Source organism: Arthrobacter sp. B0316-5-4, from assembly GCF_059090325.1.
Genome location: NZ_JBNHFN010000001.1, coordinates 219,786 through 238,666, shown reverse-complemented (window position 1 = coordinate 238,666; position 18,881 = coordinate 219,786). Strand labels below are relative to the sequence as shown.

Sequence of the window (18,881 nt, the reverse complement as noted above, 5' to 3'; positions counted from 1 at the left end):
AACTGGAGTGACTAGTGGGGTTGAGGTTACTGCAGTGACTCGTGATTTCTACTTATCCACATGTGCCCCTGAGTGACTTGAGGGCGTCTTGGCGCTCGCCTAGCGTGAGTCACTCGAGATACGCCTCTCGTTTGACCAATCCGGGAATCATTGGGGGAGATGTGGACGCTGTAAAAATCGTCGAGGGCGAGGTACGCGAACTCATCCGTCGCAGGGGATTGGATCCCTTGGAACAAACCGCGGATGTGAGGCGCCTCGTGGAGGCCGCGGTCAGCGACTACGACGAGCGGGCGCTCCTCGGACCACTTCCGCCTCTGGGACATCTCGAGACAGCCCGCCGCCACGTCTTTGATGCGGTCGCAGGTTTCGGTCCCCTGCAGCCACTCCTGGATGACCCCTCCATCGAGGAGGTCTGGATCAATGCCCCACATGAAATCTATGTGGCCCGTAACGGGGAATCTGAACTGACTGCCATAAGCCTGACTGAGCAGCAGGTCCGCGACCTCGTCGAAAGGATGCTTAAAAGCTCGGGGCGGCGGCTGGACCTGTCATCACCGTTCGTGGATGCTGCGCTGCCGGACGGATCAAGGCTGCATGTAGCCATCCCCGACATCACCCGGAAGCACTGGGCAGTCAATATCCGGAAATTCATTGCCAGGGCAAGCCGCCTGGAGCACCTCGTGGAGCTGGGAAGCCTGACACCCCAGGCTGCCAGGTTCCTGGGCGCTGCCGTGGCCAGCGGCCTCAACATTCTGGTGTCAGGGGCCACCCAGGCGGGGAAGACCACCATGCTGAACTGCCTGGCGGCAAACGTGGGCTCTCGAGAACGAGTGATAACGGTCGAGGAAATCTTCGAGCTTCAACTCCCGCTCCGCGATGTGGTGGGCCTGCAGTGCAGGCAACCCAACCTGGAAGGCGAGGGTGAAATCCCCTTGCGTCGGCTGGTCAAGGAAGCGCTGCGTATGCGGCCCGACCGGTTGATCGTCGGCGAAGTCCGTGAAGCCGAAAGCCTGGATATGCTGATCGCGCTTAACTCCGGGCTCCCCGGTATGTGTACTGTCCACGCCAACTCAGCGCATGACGCCGTAACCAAGATCTGTACCTTGCCGCTGCTGGCAGGGGCTAACATCTCCAGTGCCTTCGTTGTACCCACGGTCGCTTCATGCATAGACCTTGTGGTGCACTGCGGTCGCCACTCCACCGGGCGCAGGCAAGTAACCGAGGTGCTCTCCCTGGGCCGCCGGGTGGAAAACGGGATCATCGAGTCCTCGCCAGTGTTCGGCATCGTGGGCGGCCAGTTGCAGCCTAAAGCCAACTCCATGCCCGCGGTCGAAAAATTTGCCCGGTCAGGCTTTGATGTTGCCGCGCTCCTGGAGCTGAACTGATGGCCCCGCTTCTGGGGAGTCTCTGCGGCCTCGGCGTATTTCTTGTGTGGTGGTCCACGTGGGAGCAGCCCGCAGAAAAGAAGAAGGCCAGACCACGGCGATTGGACGTGCTGCTGGTATCGGCGGGGATAGAAAAGGTGACGGCTCGAGGGCTTCTTGCGACCTGCGCAGGATTTGGGCTTCTGGCCCTCCTTGTCTTCTTCGTGGTGACAGCGTCACTTCCCATCGCTGTGTGCTTCGCGATCTTCGGTTCCTGGGTGCCATTCGCCGTGGTTCGCTGGAGGGCGAAGAAGCGCCGCGCGGCACTCCGCGTCCTTTGGCCGGATGTCGTGGACCATTTGCGCTCCGCCATCCGGGCAGGCCTGGCATTGCCGGAGGCGCTGATTCAACTGGGACACAACGGGCCGGATGAATTGCGCTCGCTGTTCCTCGACTTCGGGGCGGACTACAGGTCGGGTGGGCAATTCGATGCTGCGTTGAGCAGGCTAAAAGAGCGACTGGCTGATCCTGTGGCCGACCGCATCGTCGAAGCACTTCGGATGACCCGGGAGGTGGGTGGATCCGACCTTGGCCGCATGCTTGGCACCCTCGCGGAGTTCCTGCGGGACAGTGCCCGCACCCGCAGCGAGCTTGAGGCCCGGCAGTCCTGGACGATCAACGCCGCCCGCCTGGCCGTGGCCGCTCCATGGATCGTCCTGGTGGTGATGGCCAGCCGGCCGGAGGCGATGCTGGCCTACAGCTCGACTCTTGGCGCGATGGTTTTGCTGGAGGGCTTGTTGGTCTCCGTGTTCTGCTACGCAGTCATGCTTCGGATTGGCGCGTTGCCTGAGGACGAACGGATCCTCCGATGAGTTCGGTGACGGCGCTCGCGGTCCTGTGCGGACTCGTGCTTGGGGCAGGACTGTGGCTGACGATTGTTCGCCTGCCTTTCCTGCGCGGCATAACTTTGGCGGAACGTATCGAACCGCAGCTGAAGTCCAGGAACCTCGAATCGCGCCTGCTGCGCCCTCCCACGCAGAACCTGACGCCGTTCGGGCCACTGGAACGAATACTCCGTCCCGTGATTCGTGATGCAATGACCTACCTTTCCCGGTTCAACGTCGGTTCTGCCGCTTTGGCCAAGCGGCTGGCGCGGGCCGGTTCGCCCAAAACAACGCTCGATTACCGGGCGGAGCAGTTGCTGTGGGCCGGTGCCGGCTTCGTGCTCGCCGTGCTGGTGGTCGCTGTCCGGGCAGCGGCGGGACAGTTCAGTCCGGCACTCCTGGTGGTCGCGGTCATCGGAAGTTCAATGGCGGGATATTTGCTCCGTGACTATGTCCTTGGTCAACGCATCAAGCGTCGTGAGGCCAAGATGCTGTCCGAATTTCCCAGCCTTGCCGAGCTCATGGCCTTGGCTGTTGCTGCCGGTGAGAGCGCCATGGGCGCGATGGATAGGGTGACCCGTAGCTCCAGCGGCGAGCTTTCCGCCGAATTCGCCATAGTCATCGCGGACGCGCGCTCCGGGAAGCCGCTGCCAGAGGCTCTCCAGGGATTTTCCTCAAGGGCGGAGCTCCCACCTTTGGTCAGGTTTTTTGACGGTCTGGTGGTTGCTGTGGAACGCGGGACTCCGCTGGCTGCCGTTCTCAGGGCGCAGGCCGCTGATGTCCGTGACGCCGCAAAGAGGGACCTTATGGAGTCAGCGGGCCGAAAAGAGATCGCCATGATGGTCCCGCTCGTCTTTGGCGTCCTTCCACTCACAGTCGTTTTCGCGGCCTTCCCGGCCATAGCTGCCCTGGACATCAGCCTCTAGAACCAGGCCAACTCCAACTCATCATCCTGTTCACCAACAAGCTGCTTGAACACCAGCTCGACACATAGTGGGGAAATCATGAAGAAAATAGCGCAAAGCACCACAGCGGTACTGGTCCTGATCATAGGCTTCGGCTCCTGGCTCACGGCCTCGGTAGGGCGCACAACGACGGCGGCCGAAGACCATGAACGCGGAGACGTGCCTGGTTGGGTGATGATCACCTTGATGTCAGCTGTCCTGGTCGCGGGGCTGCTGGCGCTCGCGGCACCGGCTTTGAATGACCTCTTCAACCAGGCCATCCACCAGGTTGCCAAATAGGGCCGGGTGGGGGAAGGGCCCGTACCTTGAATATCCGTAGCCGGTCAGTGGCCTTGGCAACTGCCGAAGAGCGGGGATCCGCGGTGGTCGACTTCGTGCTGGTCGGGACTTTGCTGACCCTGTTCTTCCTGTCGATCATCCAGTTCACCTTGGTCCTGCACATTCGTAATACGCTCATCGATGCTGCGGCCTCAGGCGCGCGCTACGGCTCCTTGGCGGACAGGACACCTGCCGACGCCACAGTACGTGCATCTGAACTGATTGGTTCTGCCCTTGATGCTGACTTCCCGAGGGAGGTTTCTTCGGCCGAAGCAACTATTGACGGCATCCGCACCTTGGAGGTCACCGTCAGGGCACCTTTTCCGCTGGTCGGATTGATCGGGCCCGTCGGACTGCTGGAGGTGAAAGGCCATGCGGTACTCCCGGGCTGACGTCTTGGGGGCACTGTGGAAGGCCATGCGGGAAAGGCTCGCTGACGCCCTATGCCTGAGAACGGCAACCGAGGCCGATCGCGCACCGAGTGCGATTCCCCGCGGGGCGCAGGAAGGAAGTGCGGTGGTCGAATTCACGTTCCTGGCCCTCCTTTTAATGGTTCCGGTGGTCTATTTCGTGGTCACAGTCGGCCAACTGCAGGGTGGTTCCTTCGCTGTGGTTGGGGCGGCAGACCAAGCCGCGAAGGTCTTCGTCGCCCAGCCCGATCCGGCGGAGGCGCAAACGGCGGCGGAGCAAAGTGTCCTCATCGCCCTGAAGGACTATGGCTACGCTCCGGACCGGGCCAGCCTTGAAATCTCATGCGACCGATCGGATTGCTCGTCGGCGGGCGCCACGGTTTCCGTTGTCGTGCGCTTGGATGTTCCCCTGCCCATGATGCCGTTTGCGGACTCCGGCCATCTGACCGCGGGCAGGGTGAGTGCAACGGCGACCCAGGTTGTGGGGCGATACCGGTGAGGGCTTGCAGAAAGGGCAGGAACACGTCCGAGGACGGCCAGATGACGGTTCTTATCGTCGGCTTCGTGGCGTTGTCCCTCCTCTTGGCAACAGCGGTGATGGCCGCGTCAGCGGTGTACCTGGAACACAAGAAGCTGCTGTCACTGGCAGACGGAGCAGCGCTCGCGGCCGCCGATTCATATGTGGCGGGGGAGATAGGCGAAGGAAGTTCGCCGTCGACCGCCTTGGCGGACAACAGGGTGCTTGCGGCGGCAGGCTCCTACCTGGCCAAAAGCCATGCTTTCGAGAGCCATGACCATTTGACTGTGGAGGCTGAAACAGGCCGAGGGCCGGGGGATACTGCAGTTGTGGTGCTGACCTCCATCGCCCATCCGCCGGTGATCAGCTTCTTGCTTCCCGACGGTATTGCGGTGGAGGCAAAGTCCACTGCCAGGTCGAGGTTAACGCAGTGATGGTCCGGCCCGAGGAGTCGCCCCGGCAGGGGAGTCCGGTGAATAGCGTACGCTGGGATAACCATGGCTGACATTGATTTTCCCGCAGAAATCCGCGCCCTTCGCGCAACTTACAGCTCCATCGAGAACGTCACTGATGTTGATGCGCTCAAAGCTGAGATCGCTGAACTGAGCGAGCAAGCCGGTGCGCCGGACCTTTGGGACGACCCCGCAGCAGCCCAGGTGATCACGTCCCGGTTGTCCCATCGGCAGTCGGAAGTTGAGCGCCTGTCGAAGCTTGCATCCCGTATAGAGGACCTCGAAGTGCTTGTGGAGTTGGGCCAGGACGAGGGCGACGAAGCCTCCATGGCCGAAGCCGCGAAGGAGCTGGCTTCCATCCGCAAGGCGTTGGAGGAACTCGAAGTCGTTACCCTGCTCTCGGGTGAATACGACGAGCGGGAGGCCGTTGTCACCATCAGGGCGGGGGCCGGTGGCGTTGATGCCGCCGATTTCGCTGAGATGCTGATGAGGATGTACCTGCGCTGGGCTGAGCGACATGGTTACCCAACCACGGTCATGGACACCTCCTACGCCGAAGAGGCAGGTCTGAAGTCCGCCACCTTCGAAGTGAAGGCACCGTATGCGTTTGGCACACTGAGCGTGGAGGCGGGAACCCACCGCCTGGTCCGCATCAGTCCCTTCGATAACCAGGGCCGGCGGCAGACGTCCTTTGCCGCCGTAGAGGTCATCCCCCTGATTGAACAGACGGACTCCATCGAGATTCCGGACAACGAAATCCGGGTGGATGTCTTCCGCTCTTCGGGGCCTGGCGGCCAGTCGGTCAACACCACCGACTCCGCTGTACGGTTGACGCACCTTCCCACGGGAATTGTCGTCTCCATGCAGAACGAAAAATCACAGCTCCAAAACCGTGCAGCGGCCATGCGGGTGCTGCAGTCCCGGCTCTTGTTGGTTAAGAAGGAACAACAGGACGCCGAGAAGAAGGCATTGGCCGGTGACGTCAAAGCGTCCTGGGGCGACCAGATGCGCTCCTATGTGCTGAATCCTTACCAGATGGTCAAGGATCTGCGAACGGAACATGAAGTGGGCAACACGTCGGCAGTGCTGGACGGCGACATCGACGACTTCATCGACGCCGGCATTCGGTGGCGCACGGGCAACCGCAACGCCGCTGCCAGCTAAGCAGCGCGGCAGCCAGCTGAAACGCAGCAACCAGCACACCAACGCGGTAACCAGCCGATCCTGCAGCCTGTCAAAGGTTGTCTGAAGTCGGCCCGGATTCGGCGACACGCCCGCCAAAGGTCCGGTTTAGCTCCTTACCCGTGCGTATAGTCGAGTGGCCGGTGCTCTCACTTCCCCCATCGAAAGCCCGCGCTCCGGCTGTTGGACTGGGCGACTATGTCATGTCCGGCGGGGTTCTAAAGGGCCATGATCAGATTTGAGAATGTCACCAAGGTCTACGAGCAGAATGCCCGACCGGCACTCGACGCTGTCAGCCTTGAGATCAACCGCGGCGAATTCACTTTTCTCGTCGGCGCCTCAGGCTCAGGCAAGTCCACTTTCCTTCGGCTGATACTGAAGGAAGACAAAGCCTCTTCCGGTTCCGTGTACGTTGCTGGCCAGAATGTTGCCAACATCTCGAGCTGGCGAGTACCTAAGCTGAGGCGCGGAATCGGCGTGGTCTTCCAGGATTTCCGACTGTTGCCCCAGAAGAATGTCTTCGCCAACGTGGCCTTCGCGATGCAGGTCATCGGCAAGAGCCGCTCGATCATCCGCGAGACAGTACCCGAAGTCCTGAAAACGGTGGGCTTGGAAGGCAAGGAACGCCGGATGCCGCACGAACTCTCCGGCGGTGAGCAGCAGCGCGTGGCGATCGCCCGCGCCGTCGTGAATCGTCCCGGCATCCTGCTGGCAGACGAGCCGACCGGAAACCTGGACCCCATCACCTCGATGGGAATTATGGGCGTCCTGGACAAAATCAACCAGAATGGCACCACGGTGGTTATGGCCACCCACGACGACGACATCGTCAATGAGATGCGCCGACGCGTGGTGGAACTTAAGAACGGTAAGGTCATCCGCGACGAAGCCAAGGCCCTGTACACATCGATGATTCCTGTGGTGGGGGAGTCGCGCCGTTTGCGCGATGCCAGCGGCGAGGAACTCGACCGGGCTCAGGGGGCACAGCTGTGAGGCTCCTGTTTATCCTCGGGGAAATCGGCAGTGGCTTGCGCCGGAACCTGTCGATGGTGATTTCTGTAGTATTGGTGACTTTTGTTTCGCTGACGTTCGTCGGTGCTGCGGGAATGTTGCAGATGCAAATCAACCAGATGAAGGGCTACTGGTACGACAAAGTCCAGGTGGCTGTCTTCCTCTGCAACGACGGTTCGACGGCGGTTGGCTGCGCTTCCGGTCCGGCCACGCAGGAACAGCAGGACAACCTGAAGGCCATGCTGGAGTCGCCGGCCGTAAAGCAGTACATCAACGATTTCCAGTTCGAATCACAGGCCGAGGCCTACACTCACTTCAAGGAACAGTTCTCCAACTCGCCAATCGTGGACTCGGTATCCGAAGACCAGCTGCCGGCATCGTTCCGCATCAACATGAAGAACCCTGAGAAGTACCAGATCATCAGCGAGACGTTCTCCTCCCAGCCGGGTGTTGAGACAGTCAGTGACCAAAGACAGGTTCTGGAACGCATCTTCTCGTGGATGAACGGGGCCTCCGTTGCTGCGATTGGGGTGGCTGCGGTGATGATTTTCTGCGCGGTGTTGCTGATTACCACCACCATCCGCCTTTCAGCGTTCAGCCGGCGCCGCGAAACCGGCATCATGCGGCTCGTCGGCGCCTCCAAGATGGTGATCCAACTGCCGTTCATCCTCGAAGGTGTCATCGCCGCAGTGGTTGGAGCCGTGTTGGCATCGGTCACCTTGTGGCTGATGGCTCACTTCTGGCTCAACGGCGACCTGTCCAGGCAATTCCTTAATACGCCGTTCATATCTTCAGCGCAGGTCCTGGTGATCGCGCCGGTCCTCATTGCGCTGGGCGCTGGACTGGCCGGTATATCGTCACTATTGACCTTGCGGCGATACCTGAAGGTTTAGCCGTGACCATGCCATTTCACCGAACAACCGTGCTGATAAGCGAAAAGGACTCCTGATGACCACGTTGGACCCGGCCTCCCTGCGTCGGCGACTTGCGTCCGGCCAAGCTCGGATTCTGGGTGCTGTCCTTGCCGTGGGCCTGGCTGTCAGCCTCCTGTCGGGTGCCCCGACAGCGCAGGCCGACAACCTGGATGATCAGCAGGCTGCCCTCGAAGCGGAATCAGCCCGGGTCCAGGCCTCCCTTGAGTTCGTTGATGCGAATATCGCGAAGGCTGCCGGTGACTTGGTGATCTACCAAGGCCGCCTCCCGGGTGCCCAGCAGGCGCTGCTGGAAGCACAGGGCCGGGTTGCAAGCGCAGTCAAGGAAGTCGAAGCATTGGCTGCCAGGGTTGAGCTTGCCCAGCAGAACAAGGCGAAGATTACCGAGCAGCTCGAAAGTGATAAGCAGAAAATCACTGACACCAAAAAGCTGATCGGGCAGATTGCGTCACAGGCGTACAAATCAGGCGGCGTGCCGACCAACATTGCCCTTTTGTTCGGGTCCAGTGAATCCGGAAGCCTGACCGAGTCCATGGATTTGGCTGACCAGGCCATGCGCAGCCAAAACGCTGCGATGACCAAACTGACCCAACAGAACGCCACCAACGTGAACTCACAGGCACGGCTGGTTGCAGTCGAAGAGGAAATCCAGGACCTGAAGGCAAAGGCAGATGCAGCGCTGGAGCGGGAAAAGTCGGCGCGGGATGAGGCTGCGAGCAAGAAAGCCGAAGTCGACAAGCTGATCGAAGACACCACCCGCCTGAATGGTCAACTGCAAGCGGCCAAGCCCGGGATTGAAGCCAACCTTGCGCGGGTGAAGTCCGAGCAGGACAGCGTTGCGGCTGAAATCGTGGAGCGGGACCGCAAGTTGCGGGAAGCGTGGGAAGCGGAGCAGCGGCGGATTGCTGCGGAAGCTGCTGCCGCTGCGGCCGCGGCTGCGGCAGCACAAGGCAAGCCGGCGCCCCCGGAGCAGCCATATGTTCCGCCGGCAGTGGGATCGCCCTCAGCCTTCGGTTTGCGGCACCCCTTCGCCAGCGCTGTACCCATCACGTCAGGTTTCGGTTGGCGGGCCACGCCGCCGGGCACCATCGACTTCTACGGCACGGGTGGTTACATGCACACCGGTATCGACTTCGGTGCGGCGTGCGGCACCCCTGTCTATGCGGCCGCGGCAGGCGAGGTCTTCAACTCCGGCTGGAACTCAGCAGACGGAGGCGGCTGGCGCGTGAAGATTTCCCACGGCGTTGTCCAGGGCAACTCGCTGACCACCATTTACTATCACAACAGCAGCATTGTGGTTGCCAACGGTCAGCAAGTCTCAGCGGGGCAACTCATTGCCTACTCGGGAAGCACCGGTAACTCCACTGGTTGCCACGCCCACTTCGAAACCTGGCTGAATGGTTCGGCAGTGGATCCCATGAACCTTCTCTAAGGTGCTGGAGCCCGCCGGGGCTGGCGTACACTAGTTGAAATCCACATCTATCAAGGAGTTCTACCGTGCCCAAGGAAAGTGGCCGTAAGGTAGTGGCCACCAATCGGAAGGCCCGGCATAACTACCATGTCCTGGACACCTATGAGGCAGGCATTGCCCTCATGGGAACAGAAGTGAAGTCCCTTCGTGAGGGCCATGCCTCAATGGTGGACGGCTTCTGTACCTTCTACAATGACGAACTGTGGATGGAGGGTATCCACATTCCCGAGTACAACCAGGGGAGCTGGACCAACCATGCCGCGCGCCGGCGTCGTAAGCTCCTGCTGCACCGGGAAGAACTGGACAAGATTTCGCAGAAGATCCGCGAGTCCGGCTTCACGGTGGTCCCGCTTCAGCTGTATTTCCTGGACGGGCGCGCCAAGGTGGAAATCGCCCTTGCCCGCGGTAAGAAGGACTACGACAAGCGGCAAACCCTCCGTGAGCAGCAGGACAAGCGTGAATCCCTGCGTGAACTGCGGGAACGCAACCGACGCTAGTCGGCTTCGCGCGTGTCCGGGAATGAAACAGCGGATTAATGCGCTATGCTGAGTAGTCCGACGGGAACCTCAGGGTTCTTGCCGGTTTGGTAACAAAATACGGGGATGATCGGTTTCGACGATGTTAGTCGCGACAGGTGAAGCGGGCCGAGGATGCAGAATTATCTCGTAAACGCTGTCTGCAAACCAATAAGTGCCGAATCTAAGCGCACTGACTTCGCTCTCGCTGCCTAAGCAGTAAGACAGTCCGTCAGCCCGGGGTTGCTATCGCCCCGGATCCTGGCGTCATTTAGATAGCCACTGCTGTTTGCCTTCGTCATTGAGGTAAACGGGACTCTTAGATGACTGGGCCCGGATCAGCTACCTGTTTGCAGGATGGCTGGGGCCGAGAAAATCCGACGCAAACTGCGCCCGGAGAAGCCCTGACAAAACGACATCGGACGGGGGTTCAATTCCCCCCATCTCCACCCCTGAAAGCCCTCGGATCCACGTGATCCGGGGGCTTTCTTCGTGCCCGCAAACTAGCTGCCCGAAGCCACGTTCACCCACGGCGTACCGCAAACCGGACTAGCCGCTGAGTGCCGGTCGTTGTACTGGGTAACCGCAAAGCCGGACAGGTTCGGCAGAACGCGGTCCGAGTTTGGCAGGAGGCAAGTGATGAGTACAGAGCCTGAGTTTGAACATCAGGTTCCGGACGAAGACCAGGCACTGGACGCTTACTCGCAGGTCGTCATCAGGGTGGCGGATTCCGTGACACCCCATGTTGCCGCCATCGAGATGACAAGCACAGGGCGTCGTGGCCAGGTGCGTGTGGGAAGCGGATCCGCCGTCGTCTTTACCGGCGATGGGTACCTGTTGACGAATGCCCACGTCGTGGCGGGCATCCAGTCAGGCCGGGCCGTCTTCGCCGATGGCAAGCACACCGACGTGGAGTTGGTGGGAGCGGATCCCTTGTCCGACCTGGCCGTCGTCCGTGGGCTGAAATCCACGCCGCCTCCGGCGCTGTTGGGCAATGCGGACTCTTTACGGGTGGGACAGTTGGTGATTGCCGTGGGCAATCCCCTCGGTCTGGCCGGGTCCGTGACTGCCGGTGTGGTCAGTGGTTTGGGCCGCTCCATCCCGGTCCGGGCTGGAGAACACCGGCGGGTGATTGAGGATGTCATCCAGACCGATGCTGCGCTGAATCCAGGGAATTCCGGTGGGGCCTTGGCTGATACCAGGGGCCGCATAGTTGGCATCAACACCGCTGTCGCCGGACTTGGGCTCGGGTTGGCTGTTCCCATCAACAGGACGACACAGAGGATCATTGCCTCGTTGCTGAGAGATGGCCGGGTACGTCGCGCCTATCTGGGCCTGGTCAGCACTCCGATTCCCCTTGATGCCAGCGCCGTGGTGCGGACGGGCCAGAAGGAGGGCCTGCGCGTCGTCGAGGTGATAGCAGGGTCTCCTGCGGAACGGTCCGGACTCCAGCCAGGAGACCTGGTGCTGCGTGCCCAGGGGCGGGCGGTGTCCAGCGCGGAGAGCCTCCAAAAGCTGCTCTTTGAGGAGGCTATTGGCGAGCCATTCCCCCTCACCGTGCTGCGGGAGGGCCGAACGTTCCAACTCATAGCGGTGCCGTCGGAAATGAGCCAGCAGCCGGGTTAGTGCGGCTAGGCCTGGTTCTCGGGTACGTCGACGACGCCGACGAAGCGGCTGCCGACACCCTCATATTCGCTGCGGACTTCGCCGAGGAAAAGTTTGGGCAGCTCGGAGTTCCGGTGCGTGCCGCAAAAGACGAAGGAGAAGTCCGGCCACCACTTCTTGGGCCGGACAGCCTCAGAGTAGCCGCACACAGCGCAGGTGAGGTGGACCCAGACGGGGCGCTTTCCAGTGCGGTTGGCACGGGACTGCGCCAGCCAGGCCGGGGGATTGTCCTGCATGTCGCGAAGGTCTGCCTCGCTAAGGCGGGACGGAATGCCGTGGCGTTGGGCCATTTCCATCGAAATATCCAGGGCCAGGGCGGCGTCACGTCTGCTAATCACCATTCAACGATACGGGACTCCACCGGCGTAGGCTGTGCTCATGACTGACGTAGCCGCTGTGCAACCGAGCACCCCGCTCCAAAAACGCGTGCTGGTGGTGGCAATCGTGGCTTCGTTCATTGCCATCCTTGATGGTTTTGTGGTGAATCTCGCACTTCCCGCCATCGGACGGGAACTGGGTGGCGGCCTGGTCATCCAGCAATGGGTGGTGGACGCCTACCTGCTGACTTTGGGTGCCCTGATCCTCGTGGCCGGCTCTTTGTCCGACCATTTCGGCAGGGCCAGGATCCTGGAATGGGGCCTGGCGGGTTTCGCGTTGACGTCCGTCATGTGCGGGCTGGCGTGGACCGGGGAAGTGCTTGTGATTTCACGGGCCCTGCAGGGGATTGCCGGGGCGCTCCTGGTGCCGAGTTCGCTGGCCATGATCATCACGTCGTTCTCCGGCCCTGCCCAGTCCAAGGCCATCGGTCAGTGGTCCGGGTGGACCAGCGCGGCTGCGATTGTGGGGCCGCTCATCGGCGGTGTTTCCGTTGACATGCTTTCCTGGCGGGTCATCTTCTTCATCAACGTTGTCCCTGCAGCCCTGATTTGGCCCATGCTGGCAGGCTTGCGCGCAAGTGATGCCGCACGGGACAAGAGCAAGAAAATCGACTACCTCGGGGCTTTCCTCGCTATGGTCGGCCTGGGTGGCCCCGTGTATGCCTTCATCGAGCAGGGCAGGATGGGCTGGGCGAGCCCGCTGGTGTGGGCTCCGTTGGTGGTTGGTGCGGTTGCGCTGGCGCTGTTCCTCGTCCACGAGGCCAGGACGGCCCAACCCATGCTGCCCCTCAGGCTATTCGCCATCCGCAATTTTGGGTGGGGCAATGTGGCTACCTTGGCTATTTATGGCGCGATTTCGCTGGGGTTCTTCGTCCTGGGCATCTACCTCCAGCAGGTGGGCGGCATGGGTGCGACGATGGCCGGCATTGCATTGCTTCCGGGTACGGTCATCCTGATGCTGTGCGCGTCCTATTTTGGCGGCTTGGCCGGCAAATATGGGCCGCGATGGTTCATGACGGCGGGTCCGGTGTTGTGTGGCGTGGGCTTCCTGATGGCTTTGGCAGTCCAGGAGCCCCTCAACTACTGGGCGCAGGTGCTTCCCGGCCAGATTGTCTTTGGTGTGGGTTTGGCAACGCTGGTGGCCCCCCTGACGGCGGCGATACTTGGGGCGGTGCCCACCGAGGAGGCCGGTATAGGTTCGGCCGTCAACAACGCAGTAGCGCGCATTGCCGGCCTGATCACGATCGCTTTCGCCGGGGTGATCGTCGGGCCGGTGTTTACCCGGCAGGGCCTCGACAACGCCTTGCTGGTCACAGCAGCCCTTTTCCTCATCGGGGCGGTGGCGTCCGCGGTCGGCATCCGGAATCCGCCGCGTGAGGCGGCTGCTTCTGCAGGAAGCGTTACTGATGCGGCGTCCGACGACGGCGGGCCCGCCAGCCAGCGCAGCTAGCCTGTCGCGCGGCTACTTCAGGGGGCTGGGAGAACGCACCCTGGATGGACTCCGGCGCTCTGCACCCAGAGGGCCGATGCCACTTCGTCGGCCAGGTCAAACTCACGGCGGTCTGGTCCGCTGCCGATCTTTACCACCAGTGCGCCGCCGAAGGGCTTGCGCCCCATGACTTCAACGGGGGCGTCCAACGCGATGTCCTGGGCGGCCAGGTAACGAAGAAGATCGGGGTTTTCGTCGCTGATGCGGGTGATCCTGCCGGCGTGGCCTTGGTCCAGTTCGATCATTTGGTACGCGTGGGGCAATTCCACCGTGCCGTCCGCGGACGGAATCGGGTCGCCGTGCGGATCCCGGACGGGGTGCCCAAGCTTGGCGGACATGCGTTCAATGAAGGTGTCGGTTACTGCATGCTCGAGCATTTCGGCTTCGTCGTGGACCTCGTCCCAGCTGTAGCCCAGTTCCTCCACAAGGTAGGTCTCGATGAGTCGGTGCCGACGGACCATGGATAAGGCAAGGCGCATGCCTTCGGACGTCAGCCGTATGGCGCTGTACGGCTGGTGGTCCACCAAGCCCTGGTCCTTGAGCTTGCGGACCATTTCCGAGACGGAGGAGTTGGCCACGCCCAGCCTCTGGGCGAGCTGGGAGGAAGTGATCGGTTTGTCCTGCCACTCCGTGTAGGAGTAGATGACCTTGACGTAGTCCTCGATCGAGGAGGATGGCGTACTGGTCTTCACACCCCAAGCCTACCGTGGCAGCGCGTCCTGGACCTTGAGTGCACGCCACGTTTGCGTCACGTAGGGCACGGGGACTGCTTCGCCTGTCGCATGTCCAAGGTGCTCGTAGAGGTACCACTGGAGGTTCCCCATGACTTTCGCCCGGGTGGCCTCGCTGGCGCGGAGGTAGTAACTGCGTGACTTCGCCAGCTCCATGATGTCCTCCGGGGTCAGGGGATCCTCCCATGACGTCAGGTGGCGCTCCAGGCCACGGAACTCCGGGCCGATGACTGGCCGGAATCCCGGTTTGTGGACGTCCCCTGCATGCATGATCCGGGACAGCCGGTGCACCCATGGAATGGACGTATCCAACTGGTTCCAAATCAGGCCAAGCGTTCCACCGGGCCTGAGGATCCGTGCGATTTCCGTGCTGGCGGGGAGGGGATCGCACCAGTGCCAGGCCTGGGCAACGCTGACGACGTCGAATGCTGAGTCCGTCAGCCCTGTTGCCTCGGCTGTTCCCACCAGTGCGTTGACCTGCGGGTAGCTTTTGCGAAGTTGTTCCAGCATGTCCCGGGAAGGATCGACGGCGGCAACCTCCAGGTCCCGCTGGAGGAGGAGGGAGGTGAACTTGCCGGTACCCGCACCGATGTCGGCCGCTGTCCGGGCTCCGTGCGGCAGAATCCACTCCAAGGAGTCCATGGGGTATCCGGGGCGCACGCGGTCATAGTGCTCCCCGCCGTCCTGGAAGCTTTGGCCGAGTTCGTGCCTGCGGGTGGCGTGGAGCTTGGGACCCCTCGGTCCTGCTGGTCCGGGAATGCCTGCCGTACTGTTTGCGGCTCCCGGGGACGGCGTGGACACGCGGAGCTCCTTCATAGGGTTGCCAAAAGTTACCCTACGAATTTACCGCAGCCGTGGAACCCCTTGGTGCGCGGATTCCTAGTCCACAGTGCAGGGCGCTGCGCCAGCTGTGCCCGGAGTGTTGGGCGCCCATTCGGGGTAGCTGCGGTGGTCGTTCGCGGGCACCCAGCGGCCTTCGTCCACCACGTAGTCCCAGCCAAGTCCGTTGCGCTTGAGTTCTTCGATGCCTGCCAGCAACCTGGTGGCGTCCTCCAACCGGGAGCCGACGCCGAAGCTTGCCCGCAGCGAACCTGAAGGGAGCCCCAGGCGCTTAAGCAGCGGGTGGGCGCAGAAACGGCCGTCCCGAAGGCCGACGCCGTGCTCCGCCGCGAGGTAGGCGGCGACCAAACCGGCGTCGAACCCTTCCACGGAGAAGTTGACCACGCCGATCGTGTCGACGGAATCGGTGAAGATTTTGTGGACCGAGACGCCTTCGATCGCTTCCAGGCCTTTAACCAGGTAGGAACGGATGGCCGCCTCGTGGGCATGCCATTCCTGCTCGTCCAGGCCGGCCAGGACCTGGGTGGCACGTGCCAGGGTGGCCGCTCCCAGGACGTTGGGAGAACCGCCCTCATGGCGGGCCGGGCCGGTAGCCCAGCTGACCGAATCCAACCGGGCTTCACGGACGGCTCCGCCGCCAGCCAGGTGGGGGACCCCGGCGTCGAGCCAGTCAGGGCGCCCCACAACGACTCCCGCGCCGAACGGAGCGTAGAGCTTGTGACCCGAGAACACGACATAATCGACGTCCGCTTCGGCGATGTTGATGCGGCGGTGCGGTGCAAGCTGCGCGGCGTCCACCACGATCCGTGCGCCGAATTCGTGGGCCAGGGAGGCGAGTTGGACGATGGGGAGGATTTCACCGGTGACGTTCGAGGCGCCGGTGACCGCCAGCAGGCTCACGCCGCCTTGGGCGAGTTCGCTGCGGAGTTTGTCCAAGGTAGCGGCAAGTGTAGGGGCGGCGACGACGCTTCGGTGGGGCACACCTTGCCAGGGCAGCAGGTTGGCGTGGTGTTCGATGTCCAGGTACAGGACCTCGCCCGCTGCCTGGCCATCAACCACGGGAAGGCATCCGGCCAGCAAGTTCAGGGAGTCCGTAGTGTTTCTGGTGAAAATCACGGAATCATCAGCCCGCCCGCCAACGAATTCACGCACGATGTTCCGTGAATTCTCGTAGACGGATGTGCTGATTTGCGACGCGAAACCCGCACCGCGGTGGACACTGGCGTAGTAAGGCAGTACTTCGTTGAGGTACGCCGAAACAATGGTCAGGGCCGGTGCTGATGCGCCGTAGTCAAGGTTGGCGTAACGGACGTGGCCGCCCTGGATCAGGGGGGCCTGCAACTCCGCGCCGGTAACAGCGGCCAGCGGCCGTGCTGCTGATACGGGTGCCGTGGTTGCCTCGGCAAAAGACGGAATGGTGTTGGCGTTCAACGTAACGGTGCTCATGGGACCTCACTCAAGAGGGACCCCCACAGGGGGATCCGCGCTTGCCGTATCCGTTCCGGACCGGCCGGGTCGTCACCCGGGGCACCCCACCGCGAATGGAGGGTTGCCGGCCAGCAAACCGGGGTTTAGCGCTGGCACTCGTGACCTGTAAAAAAGGTTAGAGCATACGATCCGGCCCCTCCAAAGCCTGTTGGCTTTGTTAAGCGCATTGTTACGTTGGCGGAAAAGTCGCTGTTTAGGCGAAGAAAAAACGGCGGACGGCTCCAAAAGGAGCCATCCGCCGTCGAAAGTTTCGTCAGGGTCCAGACTGTGCGGGAGCCACGCTCAGCTTAGAGCAGGTCGTCCAGTCCGGGGTTCAGCCGTTTGAGGACTTCCGAATGCAGGATGGAGTTCGTGGCCAACGCGTTGCCACCGAACGGGCCGTCCTCACCTTCCAGCGACGTGAAGCGTCCACCGGCTTCAGTGACGATGGGCACCAGGGCTGCCATATCGTAGAGATTCAGCTCAGGTTCGCATGCGATGTCCACGGCGCCCTCGGCGACCAGGCAGTAGGACCAAAAATCCCCGTAAGCGCGCGTACGCCAGATGTCCTCGGTGAGTCCCATGAATTCATCCAGGTTGCCGCGCTCCTTCCACCCGGACAGGCTCGAATAGGACATTGAGGCGTCGGCCAACCGGGAGACGTTGGAAACTTTCAGGCGTGTGGCAGAGGCGAGCGAGCGGCCCATGTACGCACCCATGTCCTTGGCTGCCCACCACCGTTTGCCCAATGCGGGGGCGCTCACTACGCCCACCACAGGTTCGCCTTCATCGACCAGCGCGATCAACGTTGCCCATACCGGAACGCCGCGAACGAAGTTCTTGGTGCCATCAATGGGGTCGATGATCCAACGACGCGAGCCGTGCCCGCTGCTGCCGAACTCCTCGCCCAGGACGGCGTCGCGGGGCCGGGAACGGGACAACTGGCCGCGAATCGCTTCCTCGGCGGCCTTGTCCGCATCCGTGACGGGTGTGAGGTCCGGCTTGGTTTCGATCTGCAGATCCAGCGCCTTGAAGCGATCCATGGTCTGGGCATCTACTGAGTCGGCGAGGACGTGGGCGAGGCGCAGGTCATCGTTGTAGGTGGAAACGGGATGGGTCATGCCACCAAACTATCCTGAATCAATCGCTGCAGTGGGGACGTGAAGCCGCAACGATCAGTTGACGGTCCCCAATTCCTTGGCCTCTTTTGCTTCAAGCCTGGGATCAGCACCGAGCAAGCGACGCAGCGAGGCAAGGCGGGCAACGCCTGACGGCCCGGCATGCCTATCGTTTACCCACGCGTCCAGGCCGCAGTTGATGGCAGTGGCGTCATGCTTGCAGCCGCGTTCGCAGGCTTCCGTGCCGGGCTCCAGGTCGGGGAAGGAACGCAGTATCCGGTCCGGATCCACGTGGGCCAAACCGAAGGAGCGGATACCGGGCGTATCGATGATCCAGCTTCCCGAGGGGGCGTCGTCGAGTTTAAGCGCCAGCGCCGACGACGAGGTGTGCCTGCCGCGGCCCGTCACGGCGTTCACGCCGCCGGTGGCGCGCTCGGCTCCCGTGAGCGCGTTGACCATGGTGGACTTGCCCACGCCTGAATGGCCGAGCATCACAGTTACTTTTCCGCCAAGGTGGGAGCGGAGCTGCGCGACGGCGTCCCGGTCCAGCCTGGCGGACAAGCCGTCGTCGGAGCGGGCGTCAATACCGCCGGCCTCTGAGTCGGCTGTCCGGCTGATGATCACGGGGAAGTCCAGGCTGAGGTAGTTCGCAAGCAATTCCGCCGGGTCCTTGACGTCCGCCTTGGTGATGAGCAGCAACGGCTCGATACCGGCGTCGTACGCTGCCACCAGGGCGCGGTCGATGAAGCCGGTCCGCGGTTCGGGGTTTGCCGCCGCCACAACCACCACGAGTTGATCGGCGTTGGCCACTACGACGCGTTCAATCGGATCGGTATCGTCAGCGCTGCGGCGCAGGAGCGTCCTGCGTTCCTCCACGCGGACCAGGCGGGCAAGGGTATCCGGGGATCCGGAGACGTCGCCCACCAAGGCGACGAAGTCACCCGGGACCACGGGATTACGCCGCAATTCACGGGCCCGTGCCGCGATGACCAGGCGCTCGTTGTCGGAGTCTTCCCCCACAATTGCCCTGTACCGGCCCCGGTCTACGGTGATGATGCGGCCAATGACGGCGTCATCGTGGCTTGGGCGGTCTTTGGTCCTGGGCCGTGACCCTTTTTTGTTGGGACGGATACGGACGTCGGACTCATCCCAGGAGCGTGCGTCGCGGGCCAT

At 62.2% G+C, this 18,881-nt stretch carries 20 protein-coding genes, 1 other RNA gene and 1 riboswitch; of the genes, 15 read left to right on the top strand and 6 right to left on the bottom strand.

Annotated elements, in window-relative coordinates; translation table 11 throughout:
- Positions 1-161: 161 nt before the first annotated feature.
- From AC5RU9_RS01120 to AC5RU9_RS01055, 14 genes are all read left to right on the top strand, one after another.
- A complete protein-coding gene (locus tag AC5RU9_RS01120) occupies positions 162-1,385 on the top strand; it encodes a TadA family conjugal transfer-associated ATPase (protein ID WP_211711782.1) in 1,224 nt (407 codons plus the stop codon).
- A complete protein-coding gene (locus tag AC5RU9_RS01115) occupies positions 1,385-2,236 on the top strand; it encodes a type II secretion system F family protein (RefSeq protein WP_494015021.1) in 852 nt (283 codons plus the stop codon). The genes AC5RU9_RS01120 and AC5RU9_RS01115 overlap by 1 nt, the downstream gene beginning before the upstream one ends.
- Entirely contained in the window at positions 2,233-3,174 is a 942-nt protein-coding gene (locus AC5RU9_RS01110) for a type II secretion system F family protein (protein WP_494015020.1), read from the top strand. Before AC5RU9_RS01115 ends, AC5RU9_RS01110 begins: the two co-directional genes overlap by 4 nt.
- A gap of 78 nt (positions 3,175-3,252) precedes the next feature.
- Entirely contained in the window at positions 3,253-3,492 is a 240-nt protein-coding gene (locus AC5RU9_RS01105) for a hypothetical protein (RefSeq protein WP_494015019.1), read from the top strand.
- A 26-nt stretch (positions 3,493-3,518) separates the two neighbouring features.
- A complete protein-coding gene (locus AC5RU9_RS01100; RefSeq protein WP_494015018.1) occupies positions 3,519-3,923 on the top strand; it encodes a TadE family protein in 405 nt (134 codons plus the stop codon).
- Positions 3,904-4,440 carry a hypothetical protein gene (locus tag AC5RU9_RS01095; protein WP_494015017.1) on the top strand — a complete coding sequence of 179 codons (537 nt, stop codon included), beginning with the start codon at positions 3,904-3,906 and terminating at the stop codon, positions 4,438-4,440. The genes AC5RU9_RS01100 and AC5RU9_RS01095 overlap by 20 nt, the downstream gene beginning before the upstream one ends.
- Positions 4,441-4,481: 41 nt before the next feature.
- A complete protein-coding gene (locus AC5RU9_RS01090; RefSeq protein ID WP_494015016.1) occupies positions 4,482-4,892 on the top strand; it encodes a pilus assembly protein TadG-related protein in 411 nt (136 codons plus the stop codon).
- A 63-nt stretch (positions 4,893-4,955) separates the two neighbouring features.
- Positions 4,956-6,074: a peptide chain release factor 2 gene (prfB, locus tag AC5RU9_RS01085; protein ID WP_211711495.1), complete on the top strand. Its 1,119-nt coding sequence runs from the start codon at positions 4,956-4,958 to the stop codon at positions 6,072-6,074.
- 246 nt (positions 6,075-6,320) lie between these two features.
- Positions 6,321-7,085: a cell division ATP-binding protein FtsE gene (ftsE, locus tag AC5RU9_RS01080; protein ID WP_211711496.1), complete on the top strand. Its 765-nt coding sequence runs from the start codon at positions 6,321-6,323 to the stop codon at positions 7,083-7,085.
- Complete coding sequence (ftsX, locus tag AC5RU9_RS01075) at positions 7,082-7,996, top strand: permease-like cell division protein FtsX (RefSeq protein ID WP_494015015.1); 915 nt, start codon at positions 7,082-7,084, stop codon at positions 7,994-7,996. Before ftsE ends, ftsX begins: the two co-directional genes overlap by 4 nt.
- A gap of 55 nt (positions 7,997-8,051) precedes the next feature.
- Complete coding sequence (locus AC5RU9_RS01070) at positions 8,052-9,467, top strand: peptidoglycan DD-metalloendopeptidase family protein (RefSeq protein WP_494015014.1); 1,416 nt, start codon at positions 8,052-8,054, stop codon at positions 9,465-9,467.
- A 65-nt stretch (positions 9,468-9,532) separates the two neighbouring features.
- Positions 9,533-10,003 (top strand): SsrA-binding protein SmpB, encoded by a 471-nt coding sequence (gene smpB, locus AC5RU9_RS01065; RefSeq protein ID WP_211711499.1) that lies wholly within the window; start codon positions 9,533-9,535, stop codon positions 10,001-10,003.
- A gap of 101 nt (positions 10,004-10,104) precedes the next feature.
- Positions 10,105-10,473: a transfer-messenger RNA gene (gene ssrA / locus AC5RU9_RS01060) on the top strand.
- Positions 10,474-10,660: 187 nt separating this feature from the next.
- Entirely contained in the window at positions 10,661-11,647 is a 987-nt protein-coding gene (locus AC5RU9_RS01055) for a S1C family serine protease (RefSeq protein ID WP_494015013.1), read from the top strand.
- Between the two features lie 5 nt (positions 11,648-11,652).
- Here AC5RU9_RS01055 and AC5RU9_RS01050 read toward each other — a convergent pair whose 3' ends face one another.
- Positions 11,653-12,027, bottom strand: a complete 375-nt coding sequence (locus AC5RU9_RS01050) for a hypothetical protein (RefSeq protein WP_494015012.1) — start codon at positions 12,025-12,027, stop codon at positions 11,653-11,655.
- 31 nt (positions 12,028-12,058) lie between these two features.
- Between AC5RU9_RS01050 and AC5RU9_RS01045 the strand changes: the two genes are divergently transcribed.
- Positions 12,059-13,513 (top strand): MFS transporter, encoded by a 1,455-nt coding sequence (locus AC5RU9_RS01045; RefSeq protein ID WP_494015011.1) that lies wholly within the window; start codon positions 12,059-12,061, stop codon positions 13,511-13,513.
- A gap of 17 nt (positions 13,514-13,530) precedes the next feature.
- Here the strand turns inward: AC5RU9_RS01045 and AC5RU9_RS01040 are convergent, their stop codons facing one another.
- The 5 genes from AC5RU9_RS01040 to rsgA form a co-directional block, all read right to left on the bottom strand.
- Entirely contained in the window at positions 13,531-14,244 is a 714-nt protein-coding gene (locus AC5RU9_RS01040; RefSeq protein WP_494015010.1) for a metal-dependent transcriptional regulator, read from the bottom strand.
- 9 nt (positions 14,245-14,253) lie between these two features.
- Positions 14,254-15,099: a class I SAM-dependent methyltransferase gene (locus tag AC5RU9_RS01035; RefSeq protein WP_494015009.1), complete on the bottom strand. Its 846-nt coding sequence runs from the start codon at positions 15,097-15,099 to the stop codon at positions 14,254-14,256.
- Positions 15,100-15,162: 63 nt separating this feature from the next.
- A complete protein-coding gene (locus AC5RU9_RS01030; protein ID WP_494015008.1) occupies positions 15,163-16,569 on the bottom strand; it encodes an aminotransferase class V-fold PLP-dependent enzyme in 1,407 nt (468 codons plus the stop codon).
- A 32-nt stretch (positions 16,570-16,601) separates the two neighbouring features.
- Positions 16,602-16,715, bottom strand: a riboswitch (SAM riboswitch).
- A gap of 183 nt (positions 16,716-16,898) precedes the next feature.
- The gene (hisN, locus tag AC5RU9_RS01025; protein ID WP_211711505.1) at positions 16,899-17,711 is read right to left on the bottom strand and encodes a histidinol-phosphatase; all 813 of its coding nucleotides are present in this window, start codon (positions 17,709-17,711) and stop codon (positions 16,899-16,901) included.
- Positions 17,712-17,765: 54 nt separating this feature from the next.
- Positions 17,766-18,881 (bottom strand): ribosome small subunit-dependent GTPase A, encoded by a 1,116-nt coding sequence (gene rsgA / locus AC5RU9_RS01020; protein WP_494015007.1) that lies wholly within the window; start codon positions 18,879-18,881, stop codon positions 17,766-17,768.